The sequence below is a fragment of the Microbispora hainanensis genome (assembly GCF_036186745.1).
Classification (GTDB): Bacteria; Actinomycetota; Actinomycetes; order Streptosporangiales; family Streptosporangiaceae; genus Microbispora.
The window spans coordinates 4,414,094-4,437,233 of sequence record NZ_CP108086.1 but is presented as its reverse complement, the minus strand read 5'-3'; the positions used below and the strand labels follow the sequence as shown (position 1 = coordinate 4,437,233).

Here is a 23,140-nt window from a genome sequence, read left to right as displayed (position 1 = left end):
AATCCGTACGGCCGGCGCCTGACGGAGGCGGCCGATCGGAACGGCACCGGCCGTACGGCACTCAAGGGCGTCTGGTGACGGGACGCGAGAGGAAGGCGCTAGAGGTTAGGAAGGGCCATATGCGGCTCCCGGTCGTTCTTTTAGGAAAGTTTCCTAAGAGTTGTACGGATCGTAGCTTCGCGGTCGCGGGTCCACAAGACCCAATTCGACAGCGTTCCTAACGAACCGTGTCATCGCCGCTCGGCGTACGGGACCTGGTTATGCGCGTGTTAAGGGCCGGCTGCTCGGCCATTAAGGTCCACACCGCCTGTCAGAGGCGCCCGGACTTCCCGCGCGGGGTGCGTCGGACATGTCGAGCGCGCCACATCGTGGGCGGCACCCGCCTGTCAGGTCACGTCCGTCGGTTGCCTCCGCGGACGATCGGGCACGTGATGAGACGAAGCGTGTGTTCTCGACTGCGGAACGTGCTTTACCTTCCCTTGGCGATTCGTTACTGTCGGTCCGTAACCGTGTGTAAATGGATAAGTCAGGCGTTCCGTGCCACGGACATCAGGGGAGCTCATGCACCGGACAGCCATAACTGCCTTGGCTTTCGCGACCGCCGCAACGGCGGTGTCCCTCATCGCCACCCCGGCGAGCGCGGCCGCGAAGCCGAGTCTCCGCGCCTGTTACGACGGGAAGTGCACGATCACTATCACGAAGCCGGTCAGCTTCCGCGTCGCCAGCCGCTACCACCTGTCCAGGGTGCGCGTCGCCAGGGTGCACAGCGGTTTCTTCAACAGTCCCATGGTCCACGTGTGGGGGCCCGGCGTCAGCGTGACGCTCGGCGAAGGCGCGCGCGGCAGCCTGAACGGCCTGTCGGTGCGCGTCCTGTCGATCACCAGCCGGGGCGCGAAGGTCCGCTTCTCGGGCTGACGGCTCAGTCGGGGAACGGGAACGGGGAACGGGGAACGGGGAACGCCGCCATCGCCGCTCCCCCAGCCAGGAGACCGCCCCGGCCTGCCCGGGCAGGGCACCGCGCGCAGGCCGGGCAGCCGTCGCGTACAGGTCGCCGTGGCCGCCGGGTGGGGCACCGCGCGCAGGCCGGGCAGGCATCGCGTACAGGTCGCCGTGGCCGCCGGGCGGGGCACCGCGAGTAGGTCGGCGAGGGCGGCTCAGCGCAGGATCGCGCCTTCGCGGACGGCGTGCCGGCCCTCGCGCTGGACGTTGACGAAGTCGACGAGGCCGACCATCCTCTCCAGCTCGAACCCGGCGTCGATGCGATCGGCGCCGGCGGGCAGGTAGACCGTGAGCAGATAGTGGCGGCCGGTGGCCTCGCCGAGCGCGTCGAGCTGCGCGCGGAACTCGGCCAGCAGGGCCGTCAGATTCCGCCTGTCATCGGCACCGGTGTGGTTGCCCAGGTGACCCCCGCCACCCGGCCACTCCCAGTCGATGTCGATGCCGTCGAAGACGCCCGCCGCGCTGCCCGGGCCGCCCCTGCCTCCGGCTCCCGGCAGGTCGCCCCTGATGTAGGCGTCGAGACACGACTTCACGAACCTCTGCCTGGCGGCGGCGGTGCGGGCGACGTCCGAGAAGTATTTGGAGTAGGTCCAGCCGCCGATCGAGATCAGTGCCTTCAGGCCAGGGTGGCGAGCCTTGAGCTTCTTCAGCTGGTTGAAGTTTCCCGCGAGCGGGGCGTCCGGAGGGTCGGCGACACCGTCCAGCGACTCCGCGGCCGTGAAACCACGCTGGTAGTCGGCCCAGGCGTCGCCCGCGCCGTCGCCCTGGTCGGGGTCGTTGGGGTCGGGCGCGAGAGGCTGGGTGACCCCGCTGAGACAGGTCAGCGACTCGGGGTCGAGGTTCGCGAATGCGTACAAGACGTGGGTCAGCCTGCCCGCCAGCCCGCTGGTGTCGAGGTCGCGCACGGTGGACGTCGCACCGTACGCGCCGCGCTGCGAGACGTAGCCCACCCTGATGCGGCCCGGCGAGGGGGACGGCGACGGCGTGACGGTGACGGTGACCGTCACCTCGGGCACGGGTGCGGCGGCCCGCGCAGACGCGGCCTGCTCGGGAGAGGCCGGCTGCGGCGGTGCGGCCTGCGCGGGAGCGACCGCGGCCTGGGCCGGTGCCGCCTGTGCAGGAACGGCCCCCTGCGCGCCTGCGACCGCGGCCTGAGCGGGTGCGGCCTGGGCCGGAGCGACGGCGGCCTGTGCCAGAGCGGCCCCCTGCGCCGATGCGCCCTGCGCGGGAGCGACCACGACCCGCGCCGGCGTGCCCTGGGCCGGCGCGGCAGCGGCCTTGCGCACCACGACACGCGTTCTGGCCTGCGTCTGGCCGACGGCGCTGACGCCGGTCTCGGTGGCGCGGACCAGGTCGTAACAGGCCACGAACAACGAGGACAACACGGCGCTCAGGACCACGACGGCGAAGGCGCCACGCGTGATCGCTCCCATGGTGGGCTCCGAACAAGGACGAGCCTCCGCGACGAACATGGAGGCGGGAAGAGGAATGCCGCGGGAGCGTAGTGACGTCATCGCCGGACGTACAAGCGGCGCAGTCTTAAGCCCGGGTTATGCGCGTCTCATGTCGCAGGTGGGCGCGTTCCAGGGGCATCACCTGCGGTTATCCGCGATGCCGCCCTTCTCTGCAAGTTTCACCCCAGCCGCTTCTGCCCTGCCGCTCGCGCTCGCCACTTCCACCCGCTGCTGGCCCTGCCGTCTTCACCCGCCGCTCATCCTCACCGCGATCGGCGAGACCGCCGCCCGCGCTCGCTACTTCCACCCAGCCGCTCGCGCTCGCCGCTTCTGCCCGCCCCTGACCCTGCCGTCTTCACCCACCGCTCACCCTCACCGCGACCAGCGAGACCGCCGCCCACGTTCGCTACTTCCACCCAGCCGCTCGCGCTCGCCGCGACCGGCGAGACCGCCGCCCGCGCTCGCCATGGTGCCGACACCGTGCCGACACCCTGCCGACACCCTGCCGACGCTGCGCGAGTCTCATTCCGGCTCCGTGCCAGCACGGTGCCAGCTTCCGGCCAGCCCTCCGCCAGCCCTCTGCCAGCCCTCTGCCAGCTCCGTGCCAGCACGGGCGGCGACCGTCGGAGCATGACGTACGCGATTGAGGCCCACGGCCTCGTGAAGAGATACGGCGACAAGGCCGCGCTGGCGGGGGTCGACCTCGCCGCGCCGCCGGGCACGGTGCTCGGCGTGCTCGGCCCGAACGGCGCCGGCAAGACCACCGCGGTCCGCATCCTCGCCACGCTCGTCTCCCCCGACGAGGGCCGGGCGGCGGTCGGCGGGCACGACGTGGTGAAGGCGCCGGCCGAGGTGCGGAGGCTGATCGGGCTGACCGGCCAGTACGCGTCGGTGGACGAGAAGCTCACCGGGCGGCAGAACCTCGTGATGATCGGACGGCTCCTCGGCATGAGCCGGGCCGACGCCCGGAGCAGGGCGGCGGCGCTGCTCGCCGAGTTCACGCTGGAGGACGCAGCCGACCGGGCGGCGGGGTCCTACTCCGGCGGCATGCGGCGTCGGCTCGACCTCGCCGTCAGCCTGGTCGGCCGGCCGTCCATCGTCTTCATGGACGAGCCGACGACCGGGCTCGACCCGCGCGCCAGGGCGGACCTGCGGCGCATCGTGCGCGAGCAGGTGGCGGGCGGGGCGACCGTGCTGCTCACGACGCAGTATCTGGAAGAGGCCGACCAGCTCGCCGACGAGATCGTGCTCATCGACCACGGCGTGGTGGCCGCGACGGGCACGCCGGGCGAGCTGAAAGCCAGGGCGGGTGACCGGCGTCTGGAGATCCGGCCCGAGCACGACGCGGACAAGGCGGAACTGATCCTCGCCGAGGTCACCGGGCTGACCCCGCACCGCGGCGAGAACGGGCTGATCAGCGTGCCACTGCTGAACTCCTCCGTGAGCCTGGCCGTGTTCCGGCGGCTGGAGGAGGCCGGCGTCTCCCTCGCCGAGCACGCCGTCCGGCGGCCCACGCTCGACGAGGCGTTCCTCGCCCTCACCGGCACCACGACCTCGGGGAGGACGCGTTGACCGTCGCACCCACGACACGAGTGAGACCGGCCGACGACCGCGGGGAGAACGCGATGACCGCCACACCGTTCACGACCGGACGCAGGGGCGCGCTCGCCCAGGGCATGACCCTCGCCTGGCGGAGCCTGGTGCCGCTGCGGAACGAACTCGGCCGGCTCATCCAGTTCCTGCTCCAGCCGGTCTTCATGATCGTGGTCTTCGTCCTGATGTTCGGGGCCATGTCCGGCGACCCCGATCATGCCGCGCGCTATCTGGTGCCCGGCGTGCTCACACAGGTGACCCTCATCTCGACGAACACCACGGGCATGAACCTCGCCGAAGACATCGTGAAAGGCGTGTTCGACCGATTCCGGAGCATGCCGATCGCGCGCTCTGCCCCGCTGATCGGGCGGGTCGCCGCGGACGCGTTGATGACGACGGTCACCATCGCGGTGTCCCTGCTCGCCGGCATCGCGGCCGGGTTCCGCATCACCGCCGCGCCCCTGGAGGCGCTGGCCGGTGTGGCCCTCCTGCTGCTGTTCGCCCTGGCCCTGAGCTGGGTGTCGGCATGGCTCGGGCTGAAGGCCAAGTCCGTCGCCTCGATGCAGGGCATGGCGACCGTGATCCTGCTGCCGCTGACGTTCGGCAGCAGCGCGTTCATCCCCCCGGCCAACCTGCCGGCCGCGCTGCGCTGGTGGTCGTCGATCAACCCGATCTCCCACCTGGCCGACGCCGTCCGGGCGCTGCTCCTCGGCACTCCCGTGGGACCGCACGTCTGGGTCACGCTGGCCTGGGCCGCCGCCGTCACCGCGTGTTTCGCCCCGCTCGCCGTACGCGCCTATGCCCGGAGGATCCGGTGAACGCCCCGGGGAGGAGTCCGGGGGTCCCCGTCCCCGTGCCGGCCTGGGCCCATGAGCTCCCCGACGGCCGGGACGTGTGGACGCCCATGCGCGACGGCACCCGGCTCGCCGCGACCGTCTGGCTGCCCGCGCCTCACGGGCGGCACCCCGTCCTGCTGGCCCGGACCCCGTACGGCAGGGCGCCGTACGGGCCGGGACTTCGGCTCGACGTCGCCCGGCTGCTGTCGGCTGGCTACGCGGTGATGGTGCAGGACGTGCGCGGCACCGGGGAGTCGGAGGGCGACCTGCGGTTCCTCACCGGAGAGGCCGCCGACGGGCACGACACGGTGACCTGGACCGCACGTCAGCCCTGGTGTGACGGGCAGGTCGGGATGTTCGGCGACTCCTATCTCGGGATCGCCCAGCTCCTCGCCGCGAGCGAGCGGCCGGACGGGCTGCGGGCCATCGCGCCTTCCGTCTGCCCCGCCGGGCTGCACGACGTGGTGTACGCCGGCGGCGTTCCCAGGCTGGGCGTCATCCTGCCGGTCCTGGCTGCCGTCATGGCGCCGCTCCACCTGGCCCGCCGCGCACGGCTCCACGCGAGCGAAGCCTCCCTTGCGGCACGGCTCGGCGAGCTGCTCCGCCGCCTGCCCGTCGAGGACCAGCCGGAGATCACGGCGCTCTTCCCCTTCTATGCCGACTGGCTCGCGCACCCCGACCCGTCGCACGAGCTGTGGAGGGAAACCGACCTGGAGGCCCGCTACGACAGGATCGAGGTGCCTGCGCTGCTGTCGACCGGGTGGTACGACTACTTCCGCGACAGCACCATCCGCACCTACCACGCGCTGCGCGACCGGGCCCGCCTCGTCGTCGGCCCGTGGAGCCACGCCCTCCGCGAGCGGACTCTGGCCGGGCGCGACTACGGCGACCAGGCGAGCGGGGAGGCCGTGGACTGGACGGGCCTCCACCTCGACTGGTTCGGCCACTGGATGCGCGGCACACCGCTGCGGGACGACGCGAAGGTGCGGGTGTTCGTCACCGGCGCCTGCGAATGGCGGACGATGGCCGGCTGGCCGCCCGAGAACGAGACTGTCCGCTATCACCTGGGAGACGGTGGTTCGCTCGGGCCCGAGGCGGCGCTGCGCGCCTGCTTCCTGTCCGACCCCGATGATCCCGTGCCGACCATGGGCGGCGGCGTGGTCGAGTTCCTGCCGCCGGGCCCGGGGCCGGTGGACCAGCGGCCGCTCGCCGGCCGGTCCGACGTGCTGCGCCACACGACCGGGCCGCTGCCGGCGCCGCTTGAGGTCATGGGCGCGGCCGAACTGGTGGTGACCGTGGAATCCGACGCGAGGTCTTTCACGGTGACGGGCAAGCTCGTGGACGTGCACCCCGACGGCCGGGAGGAAATCCTCGTGGACGGCATCGCGCGTGTCGCGGACGGCGCCACCCAACTCCCGGACGGTGCCACTCGGCTCACAGGCGGCGGCGTTCAACTCGCGGACGGTGCCGCCCAAGTCGCGGACGGCGGCACCGAGCTCACAGGCGGCGGCGCTCAGCCGGAGACGGCGCGTGTCCTCCTCGGCAACCTCGCCCATGTCTTCGGGGCCGGGCACCGGGTGCGGGTGGAGGTGGCGGGATCGAACTTCCCCAAGTTCGCCCGGCACGCGGCCCCCGCGCGGATCACGATCAGCGCGCCGTCCTACCTGCTGCTGCCGGTGACGGGCAGGCCGAGGTCCTCGCGCGACGCCGTACGGCCCCGCTCGTAGGCGGCGTCGAAGGCCGGGCCCGCCGTCTCACGCGCCGACTCCAGCGCCGCGGCGGCCTCGGCGTCCGCCCGCCAGCCCTCGAACGCGGCGTCGGCCGCACCGAAGAGCGCCGCGGACCGCGTCGCGTCGCCCCCGGCCAGGGCGATCATGGCCATCCCGGCCAGCACGGTCGAAAGGACCGGCGGGTCGGGGGCGGCGCCGAGGGCGTCCAGCGCCTGGTGATGACGCGCGAGCGCGCCGTCGAGGTCGCCCCTGGCCAGCAGCGTCCTGCCATACGCGGCGTTTGTCGACGCGAGTTGCTGAGGGACGGCGGGGCTGTCCTCCAGCACGGACAGGGCCTCCTCGTACGCCGCCACCGCGCCGTCGAGATCGCCCCCGCTCCGCGCCACGTTCGCCTCGCCCATGCTCACCTGCACCAGCGCGTACGGCGAGACGCCGGCGGTCACGTGGGAACGGGCCGCCGCCACGTCCGCCGCCGCGCCCTCGCGGTCGCCCGCCTGGAGGCGCAGCTCGGCCAGGCGGGTCAGGGTGGAGATCATGTCGTCCGCGCTGACCCATCCCGCGGTCAGCCCGGCGATCTCGTCGATCAGGTCGGTCGTCTCCGCGCCCCGGCGGGCGCGGAGCGTGGCCAGCGTGAGGAGGGCCTCGCTGAGCCCCCAGCGATCCCCCAGTGCGCGGAACCTGCGCACCGCCTCGGCGACGTCCCGTTCGCTGCCGCCGTGCGGGCCGAGCGAGCCGCCCCTGATCATGAGCGCCGAGGCGGCCAGCCAGGGATCGTCCGAGCCGGCGTACGCGTCGAGCATCGCGGCCGCCTCCTCCCTGCGTCCGGCGATCGCCGTCACGACCGCCCGCAGGATCGGCAGCATCGGATGCACCGGCCCCTCGCGGAGCGCCTCCTCGATGAGGTCGCCGAGCTCCCGGCGGATCTCCTCGACGCGGCCGGGCTCCGTCCAGATCATGCCGAGCCGGGTGACCGTGACCGCGAACCGGCATCCGGCATAGGCGCGCACCATCCCGGCGGGCGGGCCTTCGGGAACGAGGTCGAGCACCTGCCCGGCCCAGACGGACGCCTGACCGCGATGCCCGCGCAGCCACCAATACCAGCTCATCGTGCCGCACAGGCGCAGCGCGGTCTCCGCGTCCCGGGAGTCGACGGCCCAGCGCAGGGCGGCGTTCAGGTTGTCCTGCTCGGCGGTCAGCCTGGCCATCCACTCCAGCTGCCCGGCTCCGCGCAGGCGCGGCTCGGCGTCCTCGACCAGCCGAAGGAAGTGCGCCGCGTGCCGGCGCCGGTAGTGGTCGAGCTCACCGCTGTCCGTCAGCCGTCGCAACGCGTATGCGCGGATCGTCTCCAGCATCCGGAACCGGCCGTCGCCCGGCGTCTCCAGCAGGGACTTGTCGACCAGCGACGGCAGCACCGCCACCACGTCGAGGCCGTCGCCACCGCAGACCAGCTCCGCGTCGTCCAGCGTGGCCCCGCCCGCGAACACCGCGAGCCGCTCGGCCAGCGTCCGCTCCTCGGGCGCGAGCAGGTCCCAGCTCCACTCGACCACCGCGCTCAGCGTGCGGTGCCGGGGCAGAGCCGTACGGCTCCCGCCGGTCAGCAGGCGGAACCGGTCGTCGATGCGGGCCGCGAGCCGTTCGGGGCCGAGCGCCCTGATCCGCGCCGCGGCCAGCTCGATGGCCAGCGGCATCCCGTCGAGGCGACGGCAGATCGTCACGACGTGCGGCGTCGTACGCTCGTCGAGGACGAAGCCGGGACTCACCGCGCGGGCGCGGTCGACCAGGAGGCGTACGGCGGGGTAGCCGCCCGCCTCGCCGGGGGTGACGCCCTCCGGGGGCAGGCCGAGGGGAGGGATCGGGGCGAGCGTCTCCCCCGGCACGCCGAGCGGCTCGCGGCTGGTCGCCAGCACGCGCACTCCCGGGCAGCGGCGCAGCACCAGCTCGGCCAGGCGCGCCGCGGCGTCGATCACGTGCTCGCAGTTGTCGAGGATGAGCAGCAACTCGCGCCCGGAGAGGGCGGCGACCAGACGTTCGGCCGGGTCGGGCGGGTCGCGCCGCCAGTCGCCGCCCACCCGCGGCTCGGCGGCGACGCCCAGCGTTTCGAGCACGGACCGCACGACGTCGGCAGGGTCCGTCAGAGGGGCCAGCTCGACCAGCCACGCGCCTTCGCCGCACCCGCTCTCATCACACCTGCTCTCATCACATCGGCCCTCACCGCACCTGTCGTCACCACACTGGCCCTCACCGCACGTGTGCTCGCCCCGCCCGCTCTCACCACGCTTGTCCTCACCCCGCCCGCTCTTGCCACGCTTGTCCTCGCCTCGCCCGCCCTCCACGGAACCTCCGGTACCGGAGCCGTGGCGGTGCTCGGCGGCACTGGTCGGGGCGACGCGCAGGGCCGTCTCGACCGCGAGGCGCGTCTTGCCCGCCCCGCCCGGACCGACGACCGTGACCAGCCGGGAGTCGCGCAGCAGGGCCGCGAGACGCGTGACCTCCTCCTCGCGGCCCACGAACGTCGTCGGCGGCGCCCACACCCTGCCCGCGCGAGTGCCGGAGCCGCCCAGGCTGTCGGGGGAACCGGCGGCGTCGGGAATGCCGGGGGCACTGGGGATGCCAGGGGTGCCCGGTGTGCTCGGGACGTCGGGAATGCCCACCGCGCCGGTAGTGGGGGCGCCCGCCGCGCCGGGGGTGTCCCTATCGCCGGGGCCGCCCAGGGTGCCGGGGGCGCTGGGGGCGCTGGGGGTGCGGTTCATCGGCGGGCTGGGCGGCATCGGGGCATCCTGCCCGCGCAGTACGTCGAGATGGGCGGCCTGCAGCTCCGGACCGGGATCGACGCCGAGTTCGTCCGCGAGCGCCCGGCGGACCCGCTCCCACAGGGCGAGGGCGTCCGCCTGCCTGCCCGAGCGGGCGAGCGCGCGCATCGCCAGGGCGGACAGCCGTTCACGCAGCGGATGGGCGGCCACCTCGGCCGACAGGTCCACCTCACGGCCGAGCGCGAGGTGCGCGGCGGCGCGTGCCTCGACCGCGGCCAGCCGCCGCTCCTCCAGCCGGGCCGCAGCGGCCGCCAGGTAGGACACCGCGCGCAGGTCGGCCAGGGCGGGCCCGCGCCACAGCGCCAGCGCCTCGTCCAGCTCCCCGCTCGCGGCCTCGGCGTCCGTCACGCCGTCCGTCACCCCGTCCGGCAGCGTGCCCGTGGCGTACGGCAGGGTCAGCCGCAGGAAGACGTGGGCGTCGACCCGCGCCGGGTCGAGGTCGAGCACGTAGCCGCCGTCGCGCCACAGCACCGCGTCCGGCCGCCCGAGCGCCGCGCGCAGGCGCTTGACCAGCGTCTGCAGGGCGTTCGCGGCGTTGGCGGGCAGGTCGCGCTCCCACAGCGCGTCCACGAGCCGGTCGGCCGGGACGAGGCGGCCGGGCCGTATGGCCAGCACGGCCAGTAACGCGCGCACCCGCGTGCCCGTGACGGCGACCGGAGCCCCGTCGTCATCGAGGACCTCGAGCGCGCCGAGGAGACGAACCCGCACGCCGGTCTATCCTGCCAGCCGTACGGGAGGCCGCGCCGCTCGCCCGTCGCGTGGTCGCTCAGACGGCGCCCACGAGGGTGACGACGCCGGCTCCCACCAGGGCGAACGCCCACATCCTGTCGAGGTTGAACCAGGCCCGGCGCAGGACGGCCACGCCGAGGAACTCGTACACCACGACGGCGACGACGGTCGCCGTGAGGAACATCGCGAGCGTGTGCACCCCGGCGACGAGCATGCCGCCCGACAGGGCGTGCCCGTGGTGACCGGCGGCGGGCATGCGGGTCAGCACGGGCAGCAGCATCAGGCCCGCGCCGTGCACCGACGACATCAGGAACGACCAGGCGGCCAGTTGCGGCAGCGACAGCCGCATGCCCACCCAGCGGAAGTGCCGCCGGGAGAGCAGGTGCCACAGGCCGAACCCGACGAGCACGACGCCCGCCCCGATCGAGAGGGCCGTGGCCGTCACGATCGAGCCGGTCGCCGACACGGCGAGCACCACGAGGGCCACCGACGCGAGGTGGCCCAGCGCGATGACCGGCAGGGACTGCAGCAGCAGGTCGCGGCTGCGCTCCTGCAACCCGCGGGCGACAGCGAACAGCCAGCCCATCGCGGGATTGATCCCGTGAAAGGCGCCCAGCAGGATGACGGCGGTCAGGGTCACGGGTAGCAGTAGGAGTCGGAGGACGCGTCGCCGCCCTGGAGCCGGGTCTGGTGCGGGCGCAGGCCGCGGAAGTCGTCGCCGTGCGGGAAGAACCGCTCGTCCAGCGTGAACGACTCGGCGTCGACCTTCGCCATCCAGGCGCCCACGCCGTCGGGGTAGAACTGGTCGTCCCAAGCGCCGTACAGCGAGTTGGTGACGTAGACCCGGCGGCCGTCGCGGCTCACCTCGACCATCTGCGGGCCGCCCGAGAGCCGCTCGTCCGGCGCGGCCGGGTGCGCCTCGCGCCGCACGATGCCACCGAGGCGGACCGAGCCGATCTCGACCGGCTTGAACGGGTCGGAGACGTCATACTGCTTGAGCTCGCCGGTGCCCCAGCACGACACGTACAGGCGCTGATCGTCCACCGACAGGTCGATGTCGGTCACCAGCGGCGGCACCGCGCCGAACGGCTTGAGCACGTCGGGCAGGTCGTCGGGCGATGCGGGCTCGGCCGGGATGGTGATCACTTTCTCGGCCGTCCACCGGGAGCCGTCCTTGTGCCACACCCACACGGAGGCCGACAGGTCCTCGACGCTGGTCACGACGCCCACGAAGCCGTACGTCTTGGTCGGGTCGTGGGCGGGGCGCAGCTCCAGCGTCATCTGGTGCTGGTCGCCGAGGTCCACCTCCTGGACGTGCCTGCGCTTGCGCAGGTCCCAGAAGTGGATCTTGTGGCCGTACTTGCGGCCGAGCAGCAGCTCGCCGACCACCCCGTCCTCGACCATGGACGGCGTGCCCCACTCGGAGGTGACGAGCACGTCGTGGTTGATGTGCCACCAGAAGTCGTACGCGAGGTACTGCGGGCCGCGGTCGACCTCCCACCGGCCCAGGACCTCGAACGAGTTGTGGTCGAGGATCGCGATGCCGCCGGGCCCGTCGTCGCCGTAGCCGCCGAGCGCGCTGACGTACAGGCCCTCGGGGCCGCAGTGCACGGTGTGCGGGCGGGAGTATCCGGCCCGCTTGCCCAGCTCCTCCGCCTCGATGACCTTCACGAGCTCGGGGCTGACCCGGTCCTTGGTGTCGTAGATGTAGATCCGCGACGACCGCAGGCCGGGGATGATCAGGTAGCGCCGCTCGACGTGGGGGTGCGGGGCGTAGGGGCACAGCGCGCTGCTGCACGCGTTCCAGCCGAAGTGGTGCAGCTCGTCCCCCGTGTACGGCAGGTCGGTCCAGCCCACCACGGTCCCGTACGACGGGGAGCCGGGATCTGTGTCGAGGACGGCGAGCGCGTCGGGCCGCTGGGCCGACCGGTCGAAGGCGGCCACGTAGGCCAGCTTCTCCGGCGGCGCCTCGGCGGCGTCCCTCGGTGAGGGATAGAACGTGGGGTCAGGCTTCCACAACGTCATGCACCCCAGGATTCTCCCGCGTTCCCTACCAAGTCAATAGGAATCTACTGACTGTGACCGGCGCCTGGATAGGGCTATAACAGGACATGCGATTTCGTGACGGGAGCGAGCATGTTCTTCGGCATCACCAACATCTGGACCTACATCGCGGGAACGTTCCTGATCATCCTGCTTCCGGGGCCCAACTCGCTCTTCGTGCTGTCCACCGCCGCGCAGCGTGGCGTGCGGCAGGGCTACCGGGCGGCGGCCGGGGTCTTCGCCGGTGACTCGGTCCTCATGTTCCTGTCGGCCGCGGGGGTCGCGTCGCTGCTGAAGTCGACGCCCGTCCTGTTCTCGATCGTGAAGTATTCGGGCGCGATCTATCTGGCGTGGATCGGCTTCGGCATGCTCCGCGGCGCCTGGCGCTCCCTGCGCGCCTCCCGCGACACGGCCGCGGCCTCCCAGGTCGCCGAGACGGCCCAGGCCACGGAGACCACCGAGCAGGCGCCGGTGCGCAGCCCGTTCCGCAAGGCGTTCACGATCAGCCTGCTCAACCCCAAGGCCATCTTGTTCTTCGTGGCGTTCTTCGTGCAGTTCGTGGACCCGTCGTACGGCGCGCCGGCGCTGTCGTTCCTGATCCTGGCGCTGATCGTGCAGATCTTCAGCGTGACCTACCTGAGCACGCTCATCTTCGGCGGCACGTTCCTCGCGAGCCACTTCCGGCGCCGCCGCAAGCTGGCCGCCGGGCTCACCTCGGGTGTCGGCGCGCTCTTCCTCGGCTTCGGCGCCAAGCTGGCCACCGCGACCCTGAGCTGACACCCGCCCTGGGCCTTGCCCATTCGGCGGCCTCATCCGGCGGCCTCATCCGGCGGCCTCATCCGGCGGGCTCATCCGGCGGGCATCCGGCAGGCTCATTCGCCGCGCATGTCGGCGAGGGCGTTCTCGAAGGCGTCCATCGCCCGCTGGATCCGGTCCCACCCCGCCGACGGCAGCCAGGGCATGACCCGGGCGACCCCCGCCTTCTCGCACCGCTCCAGCACGCCGGGGTCGGCCGGCACGGACACCACGATGACCTCGACGTCCCTGCCCTCCTCCTCGGCCCGCCGGAACAGCTCGGGGATGCGCTCCAGGATTCCGGGGCCGTAGTTGGGCAGCCACGCGTCCCCATAACCGAGCACGCGGTCGAAGACACGCGGCCCGGCGCCGCCCACCAGGATCGGCGGGTAGGGCTTCTGCGCCGGTTTCGGCCATGACCAGATCGGGCCGAAGGACACGAAGTCGCCGTGGAACTCGGCCTCGTCACGGGTCCAGATCTCCTGCATCGCCCGCACCCGCTCCCGCATGACGGCGAAGCGGCGGGCCGGATCGACGCCGTGGTTGCGCAGCTCCTCACGCTGCCATCCGGCGCCGATGCCGAATTCGAACCGCCCGCCGGTCAGGTTGTCCACGCTCGCCACCGTCTTCGCCAGGCTGATGGGCTCGTGCTCGGGCACGAGGCAGATTGCCGTGCCCACGCGCAGCCGCGTCGTCGCCGCGCCCGCCGCCATGCAGGCGATGAACGGGTCGTAGCTGTGCCAGTAGCGCCGGGGCAGCTCGCCTCCCTCCTGGTCCTTCGGCGTCTCGCCGGCGGGTGGCACCGGAATGTGCGTGTGCTCGGTGAACAGCAGCGCCGTGTGGCCGCGCTGCTCGACGAGCCGGGCCAAGGAATCAGGACGAACCGCATCATCCGTTGCGAAGTAGCCGAAACCCGAGTCCATGCCGTCAACGTAACCCGCATCCGCCACCCGCCGGGAAAAGCGCTCAGCACCCCCTGGTAAAGCGCTGATCAGGGGTTTTCCATCGGCCGAGACGGCCACTGGAGGCATACCGTACCGTTATGAAGCGCGGGGGCGCTTCGGCATTCGGCCCCCGCGGGCGTGACGGTCAGGTACGGTAAGCCACCGACGATGCCGCCCAACCCGGGGTTTCCATCCGTTATGTCCGGGTAGGCGCGTTGCCCAACTACAGCGTCGGTCTCCCCCACCGGCCCGTTGGAGTCGCCATGAACCACGCACCCTTCGCCCTGCCACGGCTCACCGCGCTGATCAGGCAGGCGGTGCCCAGGCTCCTCGAAGGCGTGGTGGCCCCCCTCGTGGTCTTCTACACGGCCCTCGCGGTGCTCGGCCTGCGCGGCGCGCTGATGGCCGCGGTGTCATGGGTCTACCTGGGCGTCCTGTGGCGGCTCGTCCGGCGCCAGCCCGTGCCGGGAACGATGATCATGGCGACGATCGCGATCACCTTCCGCACCGTGATCGGGTTGTGGACCGGCAGCCCCGTCCTCTACTTCATCCAGCCGGAGCTCGGCACGATCTGCATCAGCATGGTGCTCCTGGCGTCGGTGCGGATGCGCCGCCCGCTGGTCCAGCGGCTCACACTCGACTACATCCACCTGCCGTCGTTCGTGCTGCGGCACGAACGCGTCCGCACCTTCTTCGCCCGGATCACCCTGCTGTGGGCGTTCGTCCTCCTGGCCAACTCGGCCATGAGCATCTGGCTGCTGCTGAACGAGTCGATCGGCGACTACCTGATCATCCGCACCGCCGCCGTCGCCGTCGTCACCGGCCTGGCCTTCGCGGCATCCGTCTGGGCGTTCCGCCGGGTCCTGGGGCGGCTGCACACCGAGACTCCGGCGGTCACCCGTTAGTCCCCCCTTAGTCCCCGTTGGTCCTTGTCAGCCCCCGTCAGGCCTCCAGCCGGTGGGTGCGCGCCGCCTCGTCGCCGCGGGTGTGCCAGGCGTCGAACGCGAAGGCCGTCACCTTCCACCCCACGGCCTGCCGTACGAGCCGGAGCCGGTAGACGCCCCACACCTCGAACATGCCGCCGCCGAGCTCGGCGTCGAGCAGGTTGTAGGAGTATCCCTTGGTGGTCACGTGCGCCTCGGCGCCGTCCACCGTCACGGCGAAGTTGCTCACGGTGTGGAAGCTCTGCTTGCGGGCGTGCAGGCCGGTGCGCCACCCGCCCACGAGGGCGTCGGCGCCGATCCGGGCCGGTTCCCCCGCCCCATCGCCCTACGCGATCTGTGATAGGGACGCATGTCATGGGTAACGCACTGGTCACCGGCGCCTCACGAGGTCTGGGCGCCGTCATCGCCGAACGACTCGCCGCGGACGGCTGGCACGTCGCCGTCAACTACGCCAACGACACGGCCGGGGCCTCCGCCGTCGTCGACCGCATCACCGCCGCCGGCGGCTCGGCCGCTCTGGCCAGGTTCGACGTCACCGACGAGGAGTCCGTACGGGAGGGCGTGGCCGCGATCGGGCCTGTCGACGTGGTCGTCAACAACGCCACCGGTCCCCAGCCGCTGGTGCCGGTGGAGAAGCAGACCTGGGAGGACCACCTCGGCCAGCTCCGCTTCTTCGTCAAGGCCCCGCTGCTGATCCTGCAGGCCGTGCTGCCCGGCATGCGCGAGGCCGGCTCGGGCCGGATCGTCAACGTGGGCAGCGAGGTCACCGATCTCGGCAACCCGGAGTTCGGGCACTACGTCGCCGCCAAGGCCGCCATGCACGGGCTCACCCGGTCGTGGGCCCGGGAGCTGGGGCCGTACGGGATCACGGTGAACACCGTCGAGCCCGGCTGGATCCCGGTGGAGCGGCACGCGGACGTTCCCCCGGAGGACTACACCGGCTATCTGAGCGACGTCCCGCTGGGCCACATGGGCGTGCCGATGGACGTGGCCGAGGCGGTGGCGTTCCTCGCCTCCCCCGGTGCCCGGTTCGTCACCGGCCAGCGGCTCGCCGTCAACGGCGGCAAGACGATGAGCTGATTTCACCTGGTCGAAACCAAAGAATCATGTGATTCGCGAGCTGTTTCGGCAAAAAATCGGTTAATGTCCGTTCATGTCCGGCGCATATTTTCCCCGTATCCAGACCGTCACGGGCGCCGTCCCCGTCTCCGAGATCGACGGGCCGGTGCTGCCGTACGAGCACCTGCGCACCGACACCCGCTGGGGCATCGGCGTGGACTCCGATCCCCATCGGTGGCTGGACGAGGAGCGATATGTGCTGGCCGAGGTCAAGAACCTCGGCAGGGAGCAGGCGCTGGGCCTGATCGTTGAGCACAGCTGCATCGGCATGGCCCGCGACCCCGCCGCGCTCGCCCGGATCTCGATGGCCTCGCGGGTGCCGATCGTGGCCGCCACCGGCTTCGCCGCGCAGCCGTTCGCGGGTGCGGCCATCACGCGGTACGGCGTGGAGGACCTGACCGCCGACCTGCTGCACGAGATCGGCGCCGGGCTCGACGGGACGGGCGCGCGGCCGGGTGTCATCGTCGCCGCCGCGTGGGACGAGACGCCCACCCCGGCCGAGGAGCGTGCCGTCACCGCCGCCGCCCGCGCCTCGCTGCGCACCGACCTCCCCGTGGCGACGGGCGGCCTGGAGCTGCTGGAGCTCCTGCTCTCGCAGAACGTCCCCGCCCGGCGTCTGGCCGCCCGCTCCGGCGATCCACTGGTCCAGCGCAAGATCGCCGAGACCGGGGCGTACGTGAGCGTGGACGACGCCGAGGACGTCCTCACCCTCCTCGACGGCGGGCACGCCGAGCGCGTCCTGCTCAGCAGCGGCGTACGCCTGCGGGAGCACCTGTCCGGCTACGGCGGGCAGGGCTACGGGCGGCTGTTCTCCTCAGTCCTCCCTGCCCTGCGAGAGGCCGGCGTGGACGACGACACCCTGCGTCTCATCACCCACGAGAACCCGCTCCGCTGGCTCACCGCCTGACGGCCCGATGGACCTGGTCGAGCACTACCGGCGCTTGCTCAGCGTGGCGCGGTGGCTGGACATGGGGCTGAACTGGACGGTGGTCCAACGGCCGGACAGGCCGGTCGGGCGCGCATGGATGCTCTACGCGGCCGATGGGCACATCCGGCTGTGGATGCACAATCTCGACCCGCGTGAGGTGCACGGACCGGACCCGCACGCTCTCGACCACCTGGTGCACCTGCTGCCTGACCCGTTCACGATCGCGTCGCGCGCGAGCGCTCTGGCGCTCGTCACCATGGACAGCGGTGCTCATCTGGACCCGGAGTGGTTCGAGCTCCCTCAGCGCGAGATTCATCCCCTCGTCTGAACGTCGAACCGGGGCTTCATGCGGTGTGTCCGCGGTGATGACCGACATCGTGGCGGTGCACCTAGATCTTGACGATCTCGACGTGGTCGCCGCAGAGTGGCGTGAGATCCGCGGGATCGGAGGTCAGGACCGTGACCGGACGGGCCGCGACACGCGCGCTCGCGGCCAGGACGGCGTCGATCGCGTACCTGTGACCGCGAAGGCGGTGGGTACGCAGCAGCGCCGCCGCCTCGGCTCCCACCTCCCGGGTGACGTCGAGGACGTCGATACGCGACAGAACCCATCGGACCCGTGCCGGATGCACCCGTTCGTCGTCGGCCTCGAGCGTGGTCATCACCGTGGTCACGACACGTACGCCCTCCTCCTCCGCAGCCGCGAGAAGCGCCAGCACGCTGCGGTCCTTGCGGTAGAGCCGTGACAGGCCCTCACTGTCCAGGACGAGCGTGCCCGGCATCAGGCGGCCGCCCCGCCCTTGGCCCTGTGGTCGTGACGCAGGAGGGCACGCGCCGCGTCGATCTCCTCTCGCGTCAGCGGATCGTTGTCGGTCTCGAAGTCGGCCACGATCTCGCGCAGCTTGTCCATGGCCATCCGGTGCTCGAGGGCTTCGGCGACATAGGCGGAGAAACCGCCCGGTCCGACCTGGGCACGGATCGCCTCGGCGAGCTCCTCAGGCAGGCTCACGGAGTATTTCTTACTACCGCTCATACCGTGCATGCTACCTCTGGTAGTAGTGCTGCAGGTGGCTCGCGACGGGCGGCTCAGGAGAATCCGCCGTTGCTCTTGAGCAGCTGACCGTTGATCCACTGCCCCTGCCGGGAACACAGGAAGCTCACCAGGTGCGCGGTGTCCTGCGGCATGCCGAGCCGGCCCAGGGGTGTCTGCGCGAGGCATCTCGCCCGCACCTCATCCGACATCCACCCGGTGTCCACGGGCCCCGGGTTGACGACGTTGGCGTGCACGCCGCGGAACCGCCGGCCGTACCCACGGATCAGCAGCCAGACGGCACGCGCGTTCACCGCGAAGTGCCGGTCGAAGCTCTCTATGGTGGTGTCGAGCAGGCCGGAGTCGACCGACTCGCAGTGACTCATCACCAGCGCGGTGACGCCTCCGAGCAGGCGCTCCGCCTCGTCGAAGATCCGCGCCGGCGCACGCACGTCGGCGAGGTCCGCCTCGATCGCCGCGAACGCCGCGCCCCGCGCGGCGAGTGAGCTGCCGATCTCGTCTGCCGCGCCGCGCTCGGCGCCCCAGGTCATGCGCTCGTCGTACGGCGTCCAGTAGGTGAACGCGATGTCCAGCCGGACGCGGCCAGCTCACGGGCGATCGCCGCGCCGATGCCCACGGTCCGGCCGACACCGGTCACGAGCGCGATCGGGCGGGATGCGGCGGCCGCGCCACGGCCAGGAGCGGGGGCCCGGCTTCTGTGGTCATCTCGGAACTCCTCGATCCGTGTCTTCTGCGCCGGCAGGCTACCTGTGCGCGAAAGGCACGAAGATCTCGCGGACGGCCCGGGCGGCTCCCCAGTCGTCGTCCACGCCGAAAGGTACGAGAACCTAGGAGTCGAAGCCGAGCCCGAAGGCGTCGAGGGTGCGCAGCCAGGCGTTGCGGCGGCCCTCGTGCTCGTCGGCCCGGGCGATGGCCCAGCGGGTGAGCTGGATGACGCCCGACCGCACCGGCTCCGGCGGGAAGGGCACCGGCTTGTGCCGCACCATCTGCAGGTCCGTCCGCTCGGTCACCCTGCCCTGCAGCAGGTCGAGCATGACGTTGGCCCCGAAGCGGGTGGCCCCCACGCCGAGGCCCGTGTATCCGGCGGCGTAGGCGAGGCGTGAGCCGTACGCGGTGCCGAAGAAGGCGCTGAACCGGCTGCAGGTGTCGATGACCCCGCCCCACCTGTGCGTGAAGCGCAGGCCGTGGAGCTGCGGGAACGTCTCGAAGAAGTGCGTGGCGAGCTTCTCGAAGGTGGCGTCGCGCTGGTCGTACTCCGGCTTGACCAGGCCGCCGTTGTGATAGACGGCGTCGTAGCCGCCCCACAGAATCCGGTTGTCGTCAGTCAGCCGGTAGTAATGGAACTGGTTGGCCGAGTCGCCGATGCCCTGGCGGTGCCGCCAGCCGATCGCCGCCAGCAGGTCGTCCGGCACCGGCTCGGTCATCAGCGCGTAGTCGTACACCGGCACGAGGAAGTGCCTGAGCCGGCGCAGCAGCGGTGGGAAGGCGCCGGTGCCGAGCGCCACCCGCCCGGCCCTGACCCGCCCCTTCGGCGTCTCCAGTTCGAGCGTGACGCCGTCGTCGTGCACGGCGCGCACCGGCGTGTGTTCGAAGACGCGCACGCCGAGCCGCACGCAGACGTCGCGCAGCCCCCATGCCATCCGCGCCGGGTCGACCATGGCGACGCCTTCGCGGTCCCACACGCCGCCGAGGTATGTCGGGGAGTCCACCTCGGCCCGCACCTGCTCGCGGTCGAGCCGCTCCAGCCGGACGCCGAGCGAGGCCGCCCCGCTCACCTCCTCGTCGAGCCCGGCGAGCTGCCACTCCTCGGTGGCGACCCGCAGCTCCCCGGTCCGTTCGAAGGAGCAGTCGACGCCATAACGGGCGAGGGTCGCCTCGATCTCGTCGAGGTTCTCCCGGCCGAGCCGTTCCAGCGTCGCGATCTCCGTGGGCCAGCGGTCCTGCCCGTTGCCGAGACCGTGGGTCAGGCTGGCGGCGCAGAACCCGCCGTTGCGGCCGGAGGCGGCCCACCCGACCGCGCGGCCCTCCAGGAGGACCACGTCGAGCGAGGGGTCGCGCTCCTTGGCCATCAGCGCGGTCCACAGGCCGGTGAACCCGCCGCCGACCACCGCCAGGTCGGCCGTGACGTCTCCCGTCAGCGGGGGCAGCGGCTCGAGCGCGATCGGCCGGTCCAGCCAGTACGGCTTGCGCTCCGCGTCGGCGAGCGCCTTCGACGGAACCACGAATCCCACATCCTCACGCGTTGGCGCGGCGGCGGGCCAGGAGGGCGTTGACCACGGCGATCAGCACACCGGCCGCGAAGATCAGCGTCCCCATGACGTTCACCTGCGGTGGCAGGCCCACGCGGGTGGCCCCCCAGATCCACAGCGGGAACGTCATGGTGCCGCCGGAGTTGAAGTTGGTGATGACGAAGTCGTCGATCGACAGCGCGAAGGCCAGCATCGAGCCCGCCAGCACGCCCGGAAAGATCATCGGCAGGGTGACCAGCCGGAACGTCGTCCACGGTCCCGCGCCGAGGTCGCGGGCGGCCTCCTCAAGGGAGGAGTCGAGCGTCATCACCCGTGCCCGCACGGTCACGGCCACGAACGAGATCGAGAACATGACGTGCGAGATCAGGATCGTCCAGAAGCCGAGCGGCACGGCGAGCGTGACGAACAGCGACAGCAGCGACGCGCCCATCACGATCTCGGCGCAGGAGATCGCCGCGAACATCACGAGGTTCATCGCCCCGGAGCCGCGGAAGCGGTAGCGGCCGAGCGCCAGCCCGATCAGCGACCCGAGCACCCCGGCGATCAGCATCGTCAGCACGGCGATGAGCAGCGAGTTCACCAGCGCCTGGGTGAGGTCGCCGATCTCGAACAGCTTGCCGTACCACTTGAACGTGAAGCCCTGCCAGGCCGTGTTGTAGCGGCCCTTGGTGTCGTTGAAGCCGAACAGGATCATCACGGCGATCGGCAGCACGAGCCAGGCGATCACCAGCCAGGTGTAGATCTGCAGGCCGCGGCCCCGCAGCAGGCCACGCTTCATCGCGCCGCCACCTCCAGCACGTCTTCGGTGCCGAGCGCCTTGGCGTACGCGAAGATGCCCACGAGCAGCAGGGCCATCAGCGTGAACGACAGCGCCGAGGCGGTCGGATAGTCCTGGTTGATCAGGAACTGGTTCTGGATGACGTTGCCGATCATCGTGTTGCTGGTGCCGCCGAGCACCGAGGCGTTGACGTAGTCCGACGTGGCCGGGACGAACGTCATCAGCACGCCGGCGAACACGCCCGGCAGCGACAGCGGCAGCACCACCCGCAGGAAGGTCTGCGTCTTGCTGGCGTAGAGGTCCTGCGCGGCCTCCAGGACGCGCGGGTCGATCCGCTCCAGCGCCACGTACATCGGCAGGATCATGAACGGCAGGAAGTTGTAGGCCAGGCCGCCGATCACCGCCGCGCTCGTGGCGAGGATGTGGAAGTCCTGCGGCACCAGGCCCAGCGACTTCAGCGGCCCGAGCAGCATGCCGTTGTCGGACAGGAAGAACTGCCACGAGATGGTGCGCAGCACGAACGACACCAGGAAGGGCAGCAGCAGGAGGAACAGGTAGACCGACTTGCGGGTGCCGCCCTTGAAGGCGATCCAGTACGCCACGGGGAACCCGATGACGATCTGGATCACCGTCGAGATCACGCCGTACACCAGGGACCTGACGATCTGGTCGTGGTAGGTGCTGATCCCGTCGACGTAGCTGTGCCAGTTGAAGGTGAACGCGTAGCCGTTGACGACGTCGCCCGACTGCAGCGACAGCGACAGCATGACGACCGTCGGGATGACGAAGAAGATCGCCAGCCAGAGCGTGCCGGGGAACAGCAGCAGGTATGGCGTCAGCGAAGCCCGGAGCCTGCTCATGACGTCGTGATCGCCTGGAAGATGGACTCGAACTTCTTCTGCTCCTCCGGCGTCTTGCCGTTCACGTAGCTGCGGAGCCTGGCGGTGTCCTGCTCGCTCGGGAACACCAGCGGGCTGCTCGCCACCTGTTCGAGGAGCTTCTTGTCGTCGCCCGTGGCCTTGGCGGCGTCGGCGGCGATGACGTCCTTGGCGGCCGGGACCGGCGTCACGTAGTTGATGTACTCGGCGAGGTGCGCCGCGACGTTCACGTCGTAGAAGAAGTCCATCAGCATGATCGCGTCGACCGGGTTGGTCGCGGTCTTCGGGATCGTCATGTTGTCGGTCCAGATGGTGCCGCCCTCCTGCGGGACCACGAACTTGAGGTCCGTGCCGTCGGAGACGTTCTTCTGGAAGACGTCGCCCGACCAGGCCATCGTGAGCCAGATGTCGCCCTTGGCGAGCGGGTCGGTGTACGCCTGGTCGTAGTACTTGCGCACGATGCCGGCGTCGCGCTGCTCCTGGAGCTTGGCCGCGGCCTTCTGCCAGTCGGCCTCGGTGGACTTGTCGGGGTCCACGCCGATCGCGAAGAGGCCGAAGTTGGCGATCTCCTGGGAGTCGGACATCATGCCGACCTTGCCCTTGTATTTGGGGTTCCACAGGTCGGCCATGGTCGGCGGGGTGTCGACGTACTTCGGGTTGTACGCGATGCCGGTGATGCCGGAGGCCCACGGGATGCTGTAGACGTTGCCGGGGTCGAACGACTCGTTCCTGTACTCCGGCGCGACGTTGGCCGCGAAGTTCGGCAGCTTGGTGTGGTCGAGCGGGGCCAGGTAGCCGAGCTCGACGAGCCGCTGGAAGTGCAGGCCGTTCGTGACGACCATGAGGTCGTAGTCGATCGACTGCCCGGCGGCGAGCTGCGGCTGGATCTTGGCGAACCAGCTCGGCATCTCCAGGATGACCTCTTTGTAGTTCACCGTGATGCCGGTCTGCTGGGTGAACTGCTTGAGCTCGGGCTGCTTGGGGTCCATGTAGAGCGGCCAGTTGGCGAAGTCCACGTGGCCGTTCTTCGTCTTGCCCGACCAGAACTTCTCCACCTCTGACTGGGCCTGGGCGGAGGAGGACGGCCTGGCCGTGCCCTTGCCCTGCACGCCGCAGGCGGCGAGAGCGAGCCCGGCGGCCGACAGGCCCGCGAGCCGGAAGGCGTCGCGCCTGCCGAGCCGGCGCTGGGTCATGCCGCGGAGGAGGGCGGGGTCCTGCCTGTATGGGTCGTTCATAGGAGTTCGTGCTCCGGGTTCGCTC

Annotated in this window: 22 protein-coding genes; 9 read left to right on the top strand and 13 right to left on the bottom strand. The window is 71.3% G+C overall.

Annotated elements, in window-relative coordinates; translation table 11 throughout:
- Positions 1–585: 585 nt before the first annotated feature.
- Complete coding sequence (locus OHB01_RS20810) at positions 586–915, top strand: hypothetical protein (protein WP_142650511.1); 330 nt, start codon at positions 586–588, stop codon at positions 913–915.
- Positions 916–1,154: 239 nt separating this feature from the next.
- Here the strand turns inward: OHB01_RS20810 and OHB01_RS20805 are convergent, their stop codons facing one another.
- Positions 1,155–2,432: a glycoside hydrolase family 18 protein gene (locus OHB01_RS20805; protein WP_328853859.1), complete on the bottom strand. Its 1,278-nt coding sequence runs from the start codon at positions 2,430–2,432 to the stop codon at positions 1,155–1,157.
- Positions 2,433–3,083: 651 nt separating this feature from the next.
- On the opposite strand from OHB01_RS20805, the gene OHB01_RS20800 reads away from it, so the two are divergent.
- Genes OHB01_RS20800 through OHB01_RS20790 form a run of 3 tightly spaced genes read left to right on the top strand, consistent with a single transcriptional unit; the run spans position 3,084 to position 6,609 of the window.
- Positions 3,084–4,025: an ATP-binding cassette domain-containing protein gene (locus OHB01_RS20800; protein WP_142650510.1), complete on the top strand. Its 942-nt coding sequence runs from the start codon at positions 3,084–3,086 to the stop codon at positions 4,023–4,025.
- Positions 4,026–4,078: 53 nt separating this feature from the next.
- A complete protein-coding gene (locus OHB01_RS20795) occupies positions 4,079–4,864 on the top strand; it encodes an ABC transporter permease (protein ID WP_142650509.1) in 786 nt (261 codons plus the stop codon).
- A complete protein-coding gene (locus OHB01_RS20790; protein WP_147944338.1) occupies positions 4,861–6,609 on the top strand; it encodes a CocE/NonD family hydrolase in 1,749 nt (582 codons plus the stop codon). Before OHB01_RS20795 ends, OHB01_RS20790 begins: the two co-directional genes overlap by 4 nt.
- On the opposite strand, the gene OHB01_RS20785 is transcribed toward OHB01_RS20790, so the two are convergent.
- The 3 genes from OHB01_RS20785 to OHB01_RS20775 are packed head-to-tail and all read right to left on the bottom strand — an operon-like array spanning position 6,543 to position 12,176.
- Positions 6,543–10,130: a BTAD domain-containing putative transcriptional regulator gene (locus OHB01_RS20785; protein ID WP_328853858.1), complete on the bottom strand. Its 3,588-nt coding sequence runs from the start codon at positions 10,128–10,130 to the stop codon at positions 6,543–6,545. The genes OHB01_RS20790 and OHB01_RS20785 overlap by 67 nt on opposite strands.
- A 58-nt stretch (positions 10,131–10,188) precedes the next feature.
- Entirely contained in the window at positions 10,189–10,791 is a 603-nt protein-coding gene (locus OHB01_RS20780; protein ID WP_142623521.1) for a hypothetical protein, read from the bottom strand.
- Positions 10,788–12,176 (bottom strand): selenium-binding protein SBP56-related protein, encoded by a 1,389-nt coding sequence (locus OHB01_RS20775; protein WP_142650506.1) that lies wholly within the window; start codon positions 12,174–12,176, stop codon positions 10,788–10,790. The genes OHB01_RS20780 and OHB01_RS20775 overlap by 4 nt, the downstream gene beginning before the upstream one ends.
- Positions 12,177–12,287: 111 nt before the next feature.
- On the opposite strand from OHB01_RS20775, the gene leuE reads away from it, so the two are divergent.
- The gene (gene leuE, locus OHB01_RS20770) at positions 12,288–12,971 is read left to right on the top strand and encodes a leucine efflux protein LeuE (RefSeq protein WP_328853857.1); all 684 of its coding nucleotides are present in this window, start codon (positions 12,288–12,290) and stop codon (positions 12,969–12,971) included.
- Positions 12,972–13,066: 95 nt separating this feature from the next.
- Here leuE and OHB01_RS20765 read toward each other — a convergent pair whose 3' ends face one another.
- Positions 13,067–13,858 (bottom strand): LLM class F420-dependent oxidoreductase, encoded by a 792-nt coding sequence (locus tag OHB01_RS20765; RefSeq protein ID WP_261985908.1) that lies wholly within the window; start codon positions 13,856–13,858, stop codon positions 13,067–13,069.
- A gap of 338 nt (positions 13,859–14,196) precedes the next feature.
- On the opposite strand from OHB01_RS20765, the gene OHB01_RS20760 reads away from it, so the two are divergent.
- Positions 14,197–14,838 (top strand): VC0807 family protein, encoded by a 642-nt coding sequence (locus tag OHB01_RS20760; RefSeq protein WP_142650503.1) that lies wholly within the window; start codon positions 14,197–14,199, stop codon positions 14,836–14,838.
- Between the two features lie 37 nt (positions 14,839–14,875).
- Here the strand turns inward: OHB01_RS20760 and OHB01_RS20755 are convergent, their stop codons facing one another.
- A complete protein-coding gene (locus OHB01_RS20755) occupies positions 14,876–15,175 on the bottom strand; it encodes a nuclear transport factor 2 family protein (RefSeq protein WP_142650502.1) in 300 nt (99 codons plus the stop codon).
- A gap of 56 nt (positions 15,176–15,231) precedes the next feature.
- Here OHB01_RS20755 and OHB01_RS20750 point away from each other — a divergent pair, with 56 nt between their 5' ends.
- The 3 genes from OHB01_RS20750 to OHB01_RS20740 all read left to right on the top strand — a co-directional run bounded on the left by OHB01_RS20750 (position 15,232) and on the right by OHB01_RS20740 (position 17,252).
- Positions 15,232–15,957, top strand: a complete 726-nt coding sequence (locus OHB01_RS20750) for an SDR family oxidoreductase (RefSeq protein ID WP_142650501.1) — start codon at positions 15,232–15,234, stop codon at positions 15,955–15,957.
- Between the two features lie 73 nt (positions 15,958–16,030).
- Positions 16,031–16,903: an aryldialkylphosphatase gene (locus tag OHB01_RS20745; protein ID WP_142650500.1), complete on the top strand. Its 873-nt coding sequence runs from the start codon at positions 16,031–16,033 to the stop codon at positions 16,901–16,903.
- A 7-nt stretch (positions 16,904–16,910) separates the two neighbouring features.
- Positions 16,911–17,252 (top strand): hypothetical protein, encoded by a 342-nt coding sequence (locus OHB01_RS20740; protein WP_328853856.1) that lies wholly within the window; start codon positions 16,911–16,913, stop codon positions 17,250–17,252.
- A gap of 61 nt (positions 17,253–17,313) precedes the next feature.
- Here the strand turns inward: OHB01_RS20740 and OHB01_RS20735 are convergent, their stop codons facing one another.
- The 7 genes from OHB01_RS20735 to OHB01_RS20705 form a co-directional block, all read right to left on the bottom strand.
- Positions 17,314–17,706, bottom strand: a complete 393-nt coding sequence (locus tag OHB01_RS20735) for a type II toxin-antitoxin system VapC family toxin (RefSeq protein ID WP_142650498.1) — start codon at positions 17,704–17,706, stop codon at positions 17,314–17,316.
- Entirely contained in the window at positions 17,706–17,957 is a 252-nt protein-coding gene (locus OHB01_RS20730; RefSeq protein ID WP_142650497.1) for a hypothetical protein, read from the bottom strand. Before OHB01_RS20730 ends, OHB01_RS20735 begins: the two co-directional genes overlap by 1 nt.
- Positions 17,958–18,010: 53 nt before the next feature.
- Positions 18,011–18,505 carry an SDR family oxidoreductase gene (locus tag OHB01_RS20725; RefSeq protein ID WP_328710746.1) on the bottom strand — a complete coding sequence of 165 codons (495 nt, stop codon included), beginning with the start codon at positions 18,503–18,505 and terminating at the stop codon, positions 18,011–18,013.
- Between the two features lie 297 nt (positions 18,506–18,802).
- Positions 18,803–20,197, bottom strand: coding sequence for an FAD-dependent oxidoreductase (locus OHB01_RS20720; protein ID WP_328853855.1), 1,395 nt, complete (start codon positions 20,195–20,197; stop codon positions 18,803–18,805).
- Positions 20,198–20,210: 13 nt separating this feature from the next.
- Entirely contained in the window at positions 20,211–21,002 is a 792-nt protein-coding gene (locus OHB01_RS20715; protein WP_142650495.1) for an ABC transporter permease, read from the bottom strand.
- A complete protein-coding gene (locus OHB01_RS20710) occupies positions 20,999–21,862 on the bottom strand; it encodes an ABC transporter permease (RefSeq protein WP_142650494.1) in 864 nt (287 codons plus the stop codon). The genes OHB01_RS20715 and OHB01_RS20710 overlap by 4 nt, the downstream gene beginning before the upstream one ends.
- Positions 21,859–23,115 carry a polyamine ABC transporter substrate-binding protein gene (locus OHB01_RS20705; RefSeq protein ID WP_205830818.1) on the bottom strand — a complete coding sequence of 419 codons (1,257 nt, stop codon included), beginning with the start codon at positions 23,113–23,115 and terminating at the stop codon, positions 21,859–21,861. The genes OHB01_RS20710 and OHB01_RS20705 overlap by 4 nt, the downstream gene beginning before the upstream one ends.
- Between the last annotated feature and the right edge of the window lie 25 nt (positions 23,116–23,140).

Coding starts and splice junctions, on each gene's coding strand:
- OHB01_RS20805 (WP_328853859.1), bottom strand. CDS start 2,432: ATGGGAGCGATCACGCGTGGCGCCTTCGCCGTCGTGGTCCTGAGCGCC.
- OHB01_RS20800 (WP_142650510.1), top strand. CDS start 3,084: ATGACGTACGCGATTGAGGCCCACGGCCTCGTGAAGAGATACGGCGAC.
- OHB01_RS20795 (WP_142650509.1), top strand. CDS start 4,079: ATGACCGCCACACCGTTCACGACCGGACGCAGGGGCGCGCTCGCCCAG.
- OHB01_RS20775 (WP_142650506.1), bottom strand. CDS start 12,176: ATGACGTTGTGGAAGCCTGACCCCACGTTCTATCCCTCACCGAGGGAC.
- leuE (WP_328853857.1), top strand. CDS start 12,288: ATGTTCTTCGGCATCACCAACATCTGGACCTACATCGCGGGAACGTTC.
- OHB01_RS20760 (WP_142650503.1), top strand. CDS start 14,197: ATGAACCACGCACCCTTCGCCCTGCCACGGCTCACCGCGCTGATCAGG.
- OHB01_RS20750 (WP_142650501.1), top strand. CDS start 15,232: ATGGGTAACGCACTGGTCACCGGCGCCTCACGAGGTCTGGGCGCCGTC.
- OHB01_RS20745 (WP_142650500.1), top strand. CDS start 16,031: ATGTCCGGCGCATATTTTCCCCGTATCCAGACCGTCACGGGCGCCGTC.
- OHB01_RS20740 (WP_328853856.1), top strand. CDS start 16,911: ATGGACCTGGTCGAGCACTACCGGCGCTTGCTCAGCGTGGCGCGGTGG.
- OHB01_RS20735 (WP_142650498.1), bottom strand. CDS start 17,706: ATGCCGGGCACGCTCGTCCTGGACAGTGAGGGCCTGTCACGGCTCTAC.
- OHB01_RS20730 (WP_142650497.1), bottom strand. CDS start 17,957: ATGAGCGGTAGTAAGAAATACTCCGTGAGCCTGCCTGAGGAGCTCGCC.
- OHB01_RS20725 (WP_328710746.1), bottom strand. CDS start 18,505: ATGACCTGGGGCGCCGAGCGCGGCGCGGCAGACGAGATCGGCAGCTCA.
- OHB01_RS20715 (WP_142650495.1), bottom strand. CDS start 21,002: ATGAAGCGTGGCCTGCTGCGGGGCCGCGGCCTGCAGATCTACACCTGG.
- OHB01_RS20710 (WP_142650494.1), bottom strand. CDS start 21,862: ATGAGCAGGCTCCGGGCTTCGCTGACGCCATACCTGCTGCTGTTCCCC.
- OHB01_RS20705 (WP_205830818.1), bottom strand. CDS start 23,115: ATGAACGACCCATACAGGCAGGACCCCGCCCTCCTCCGCGGCATGACC.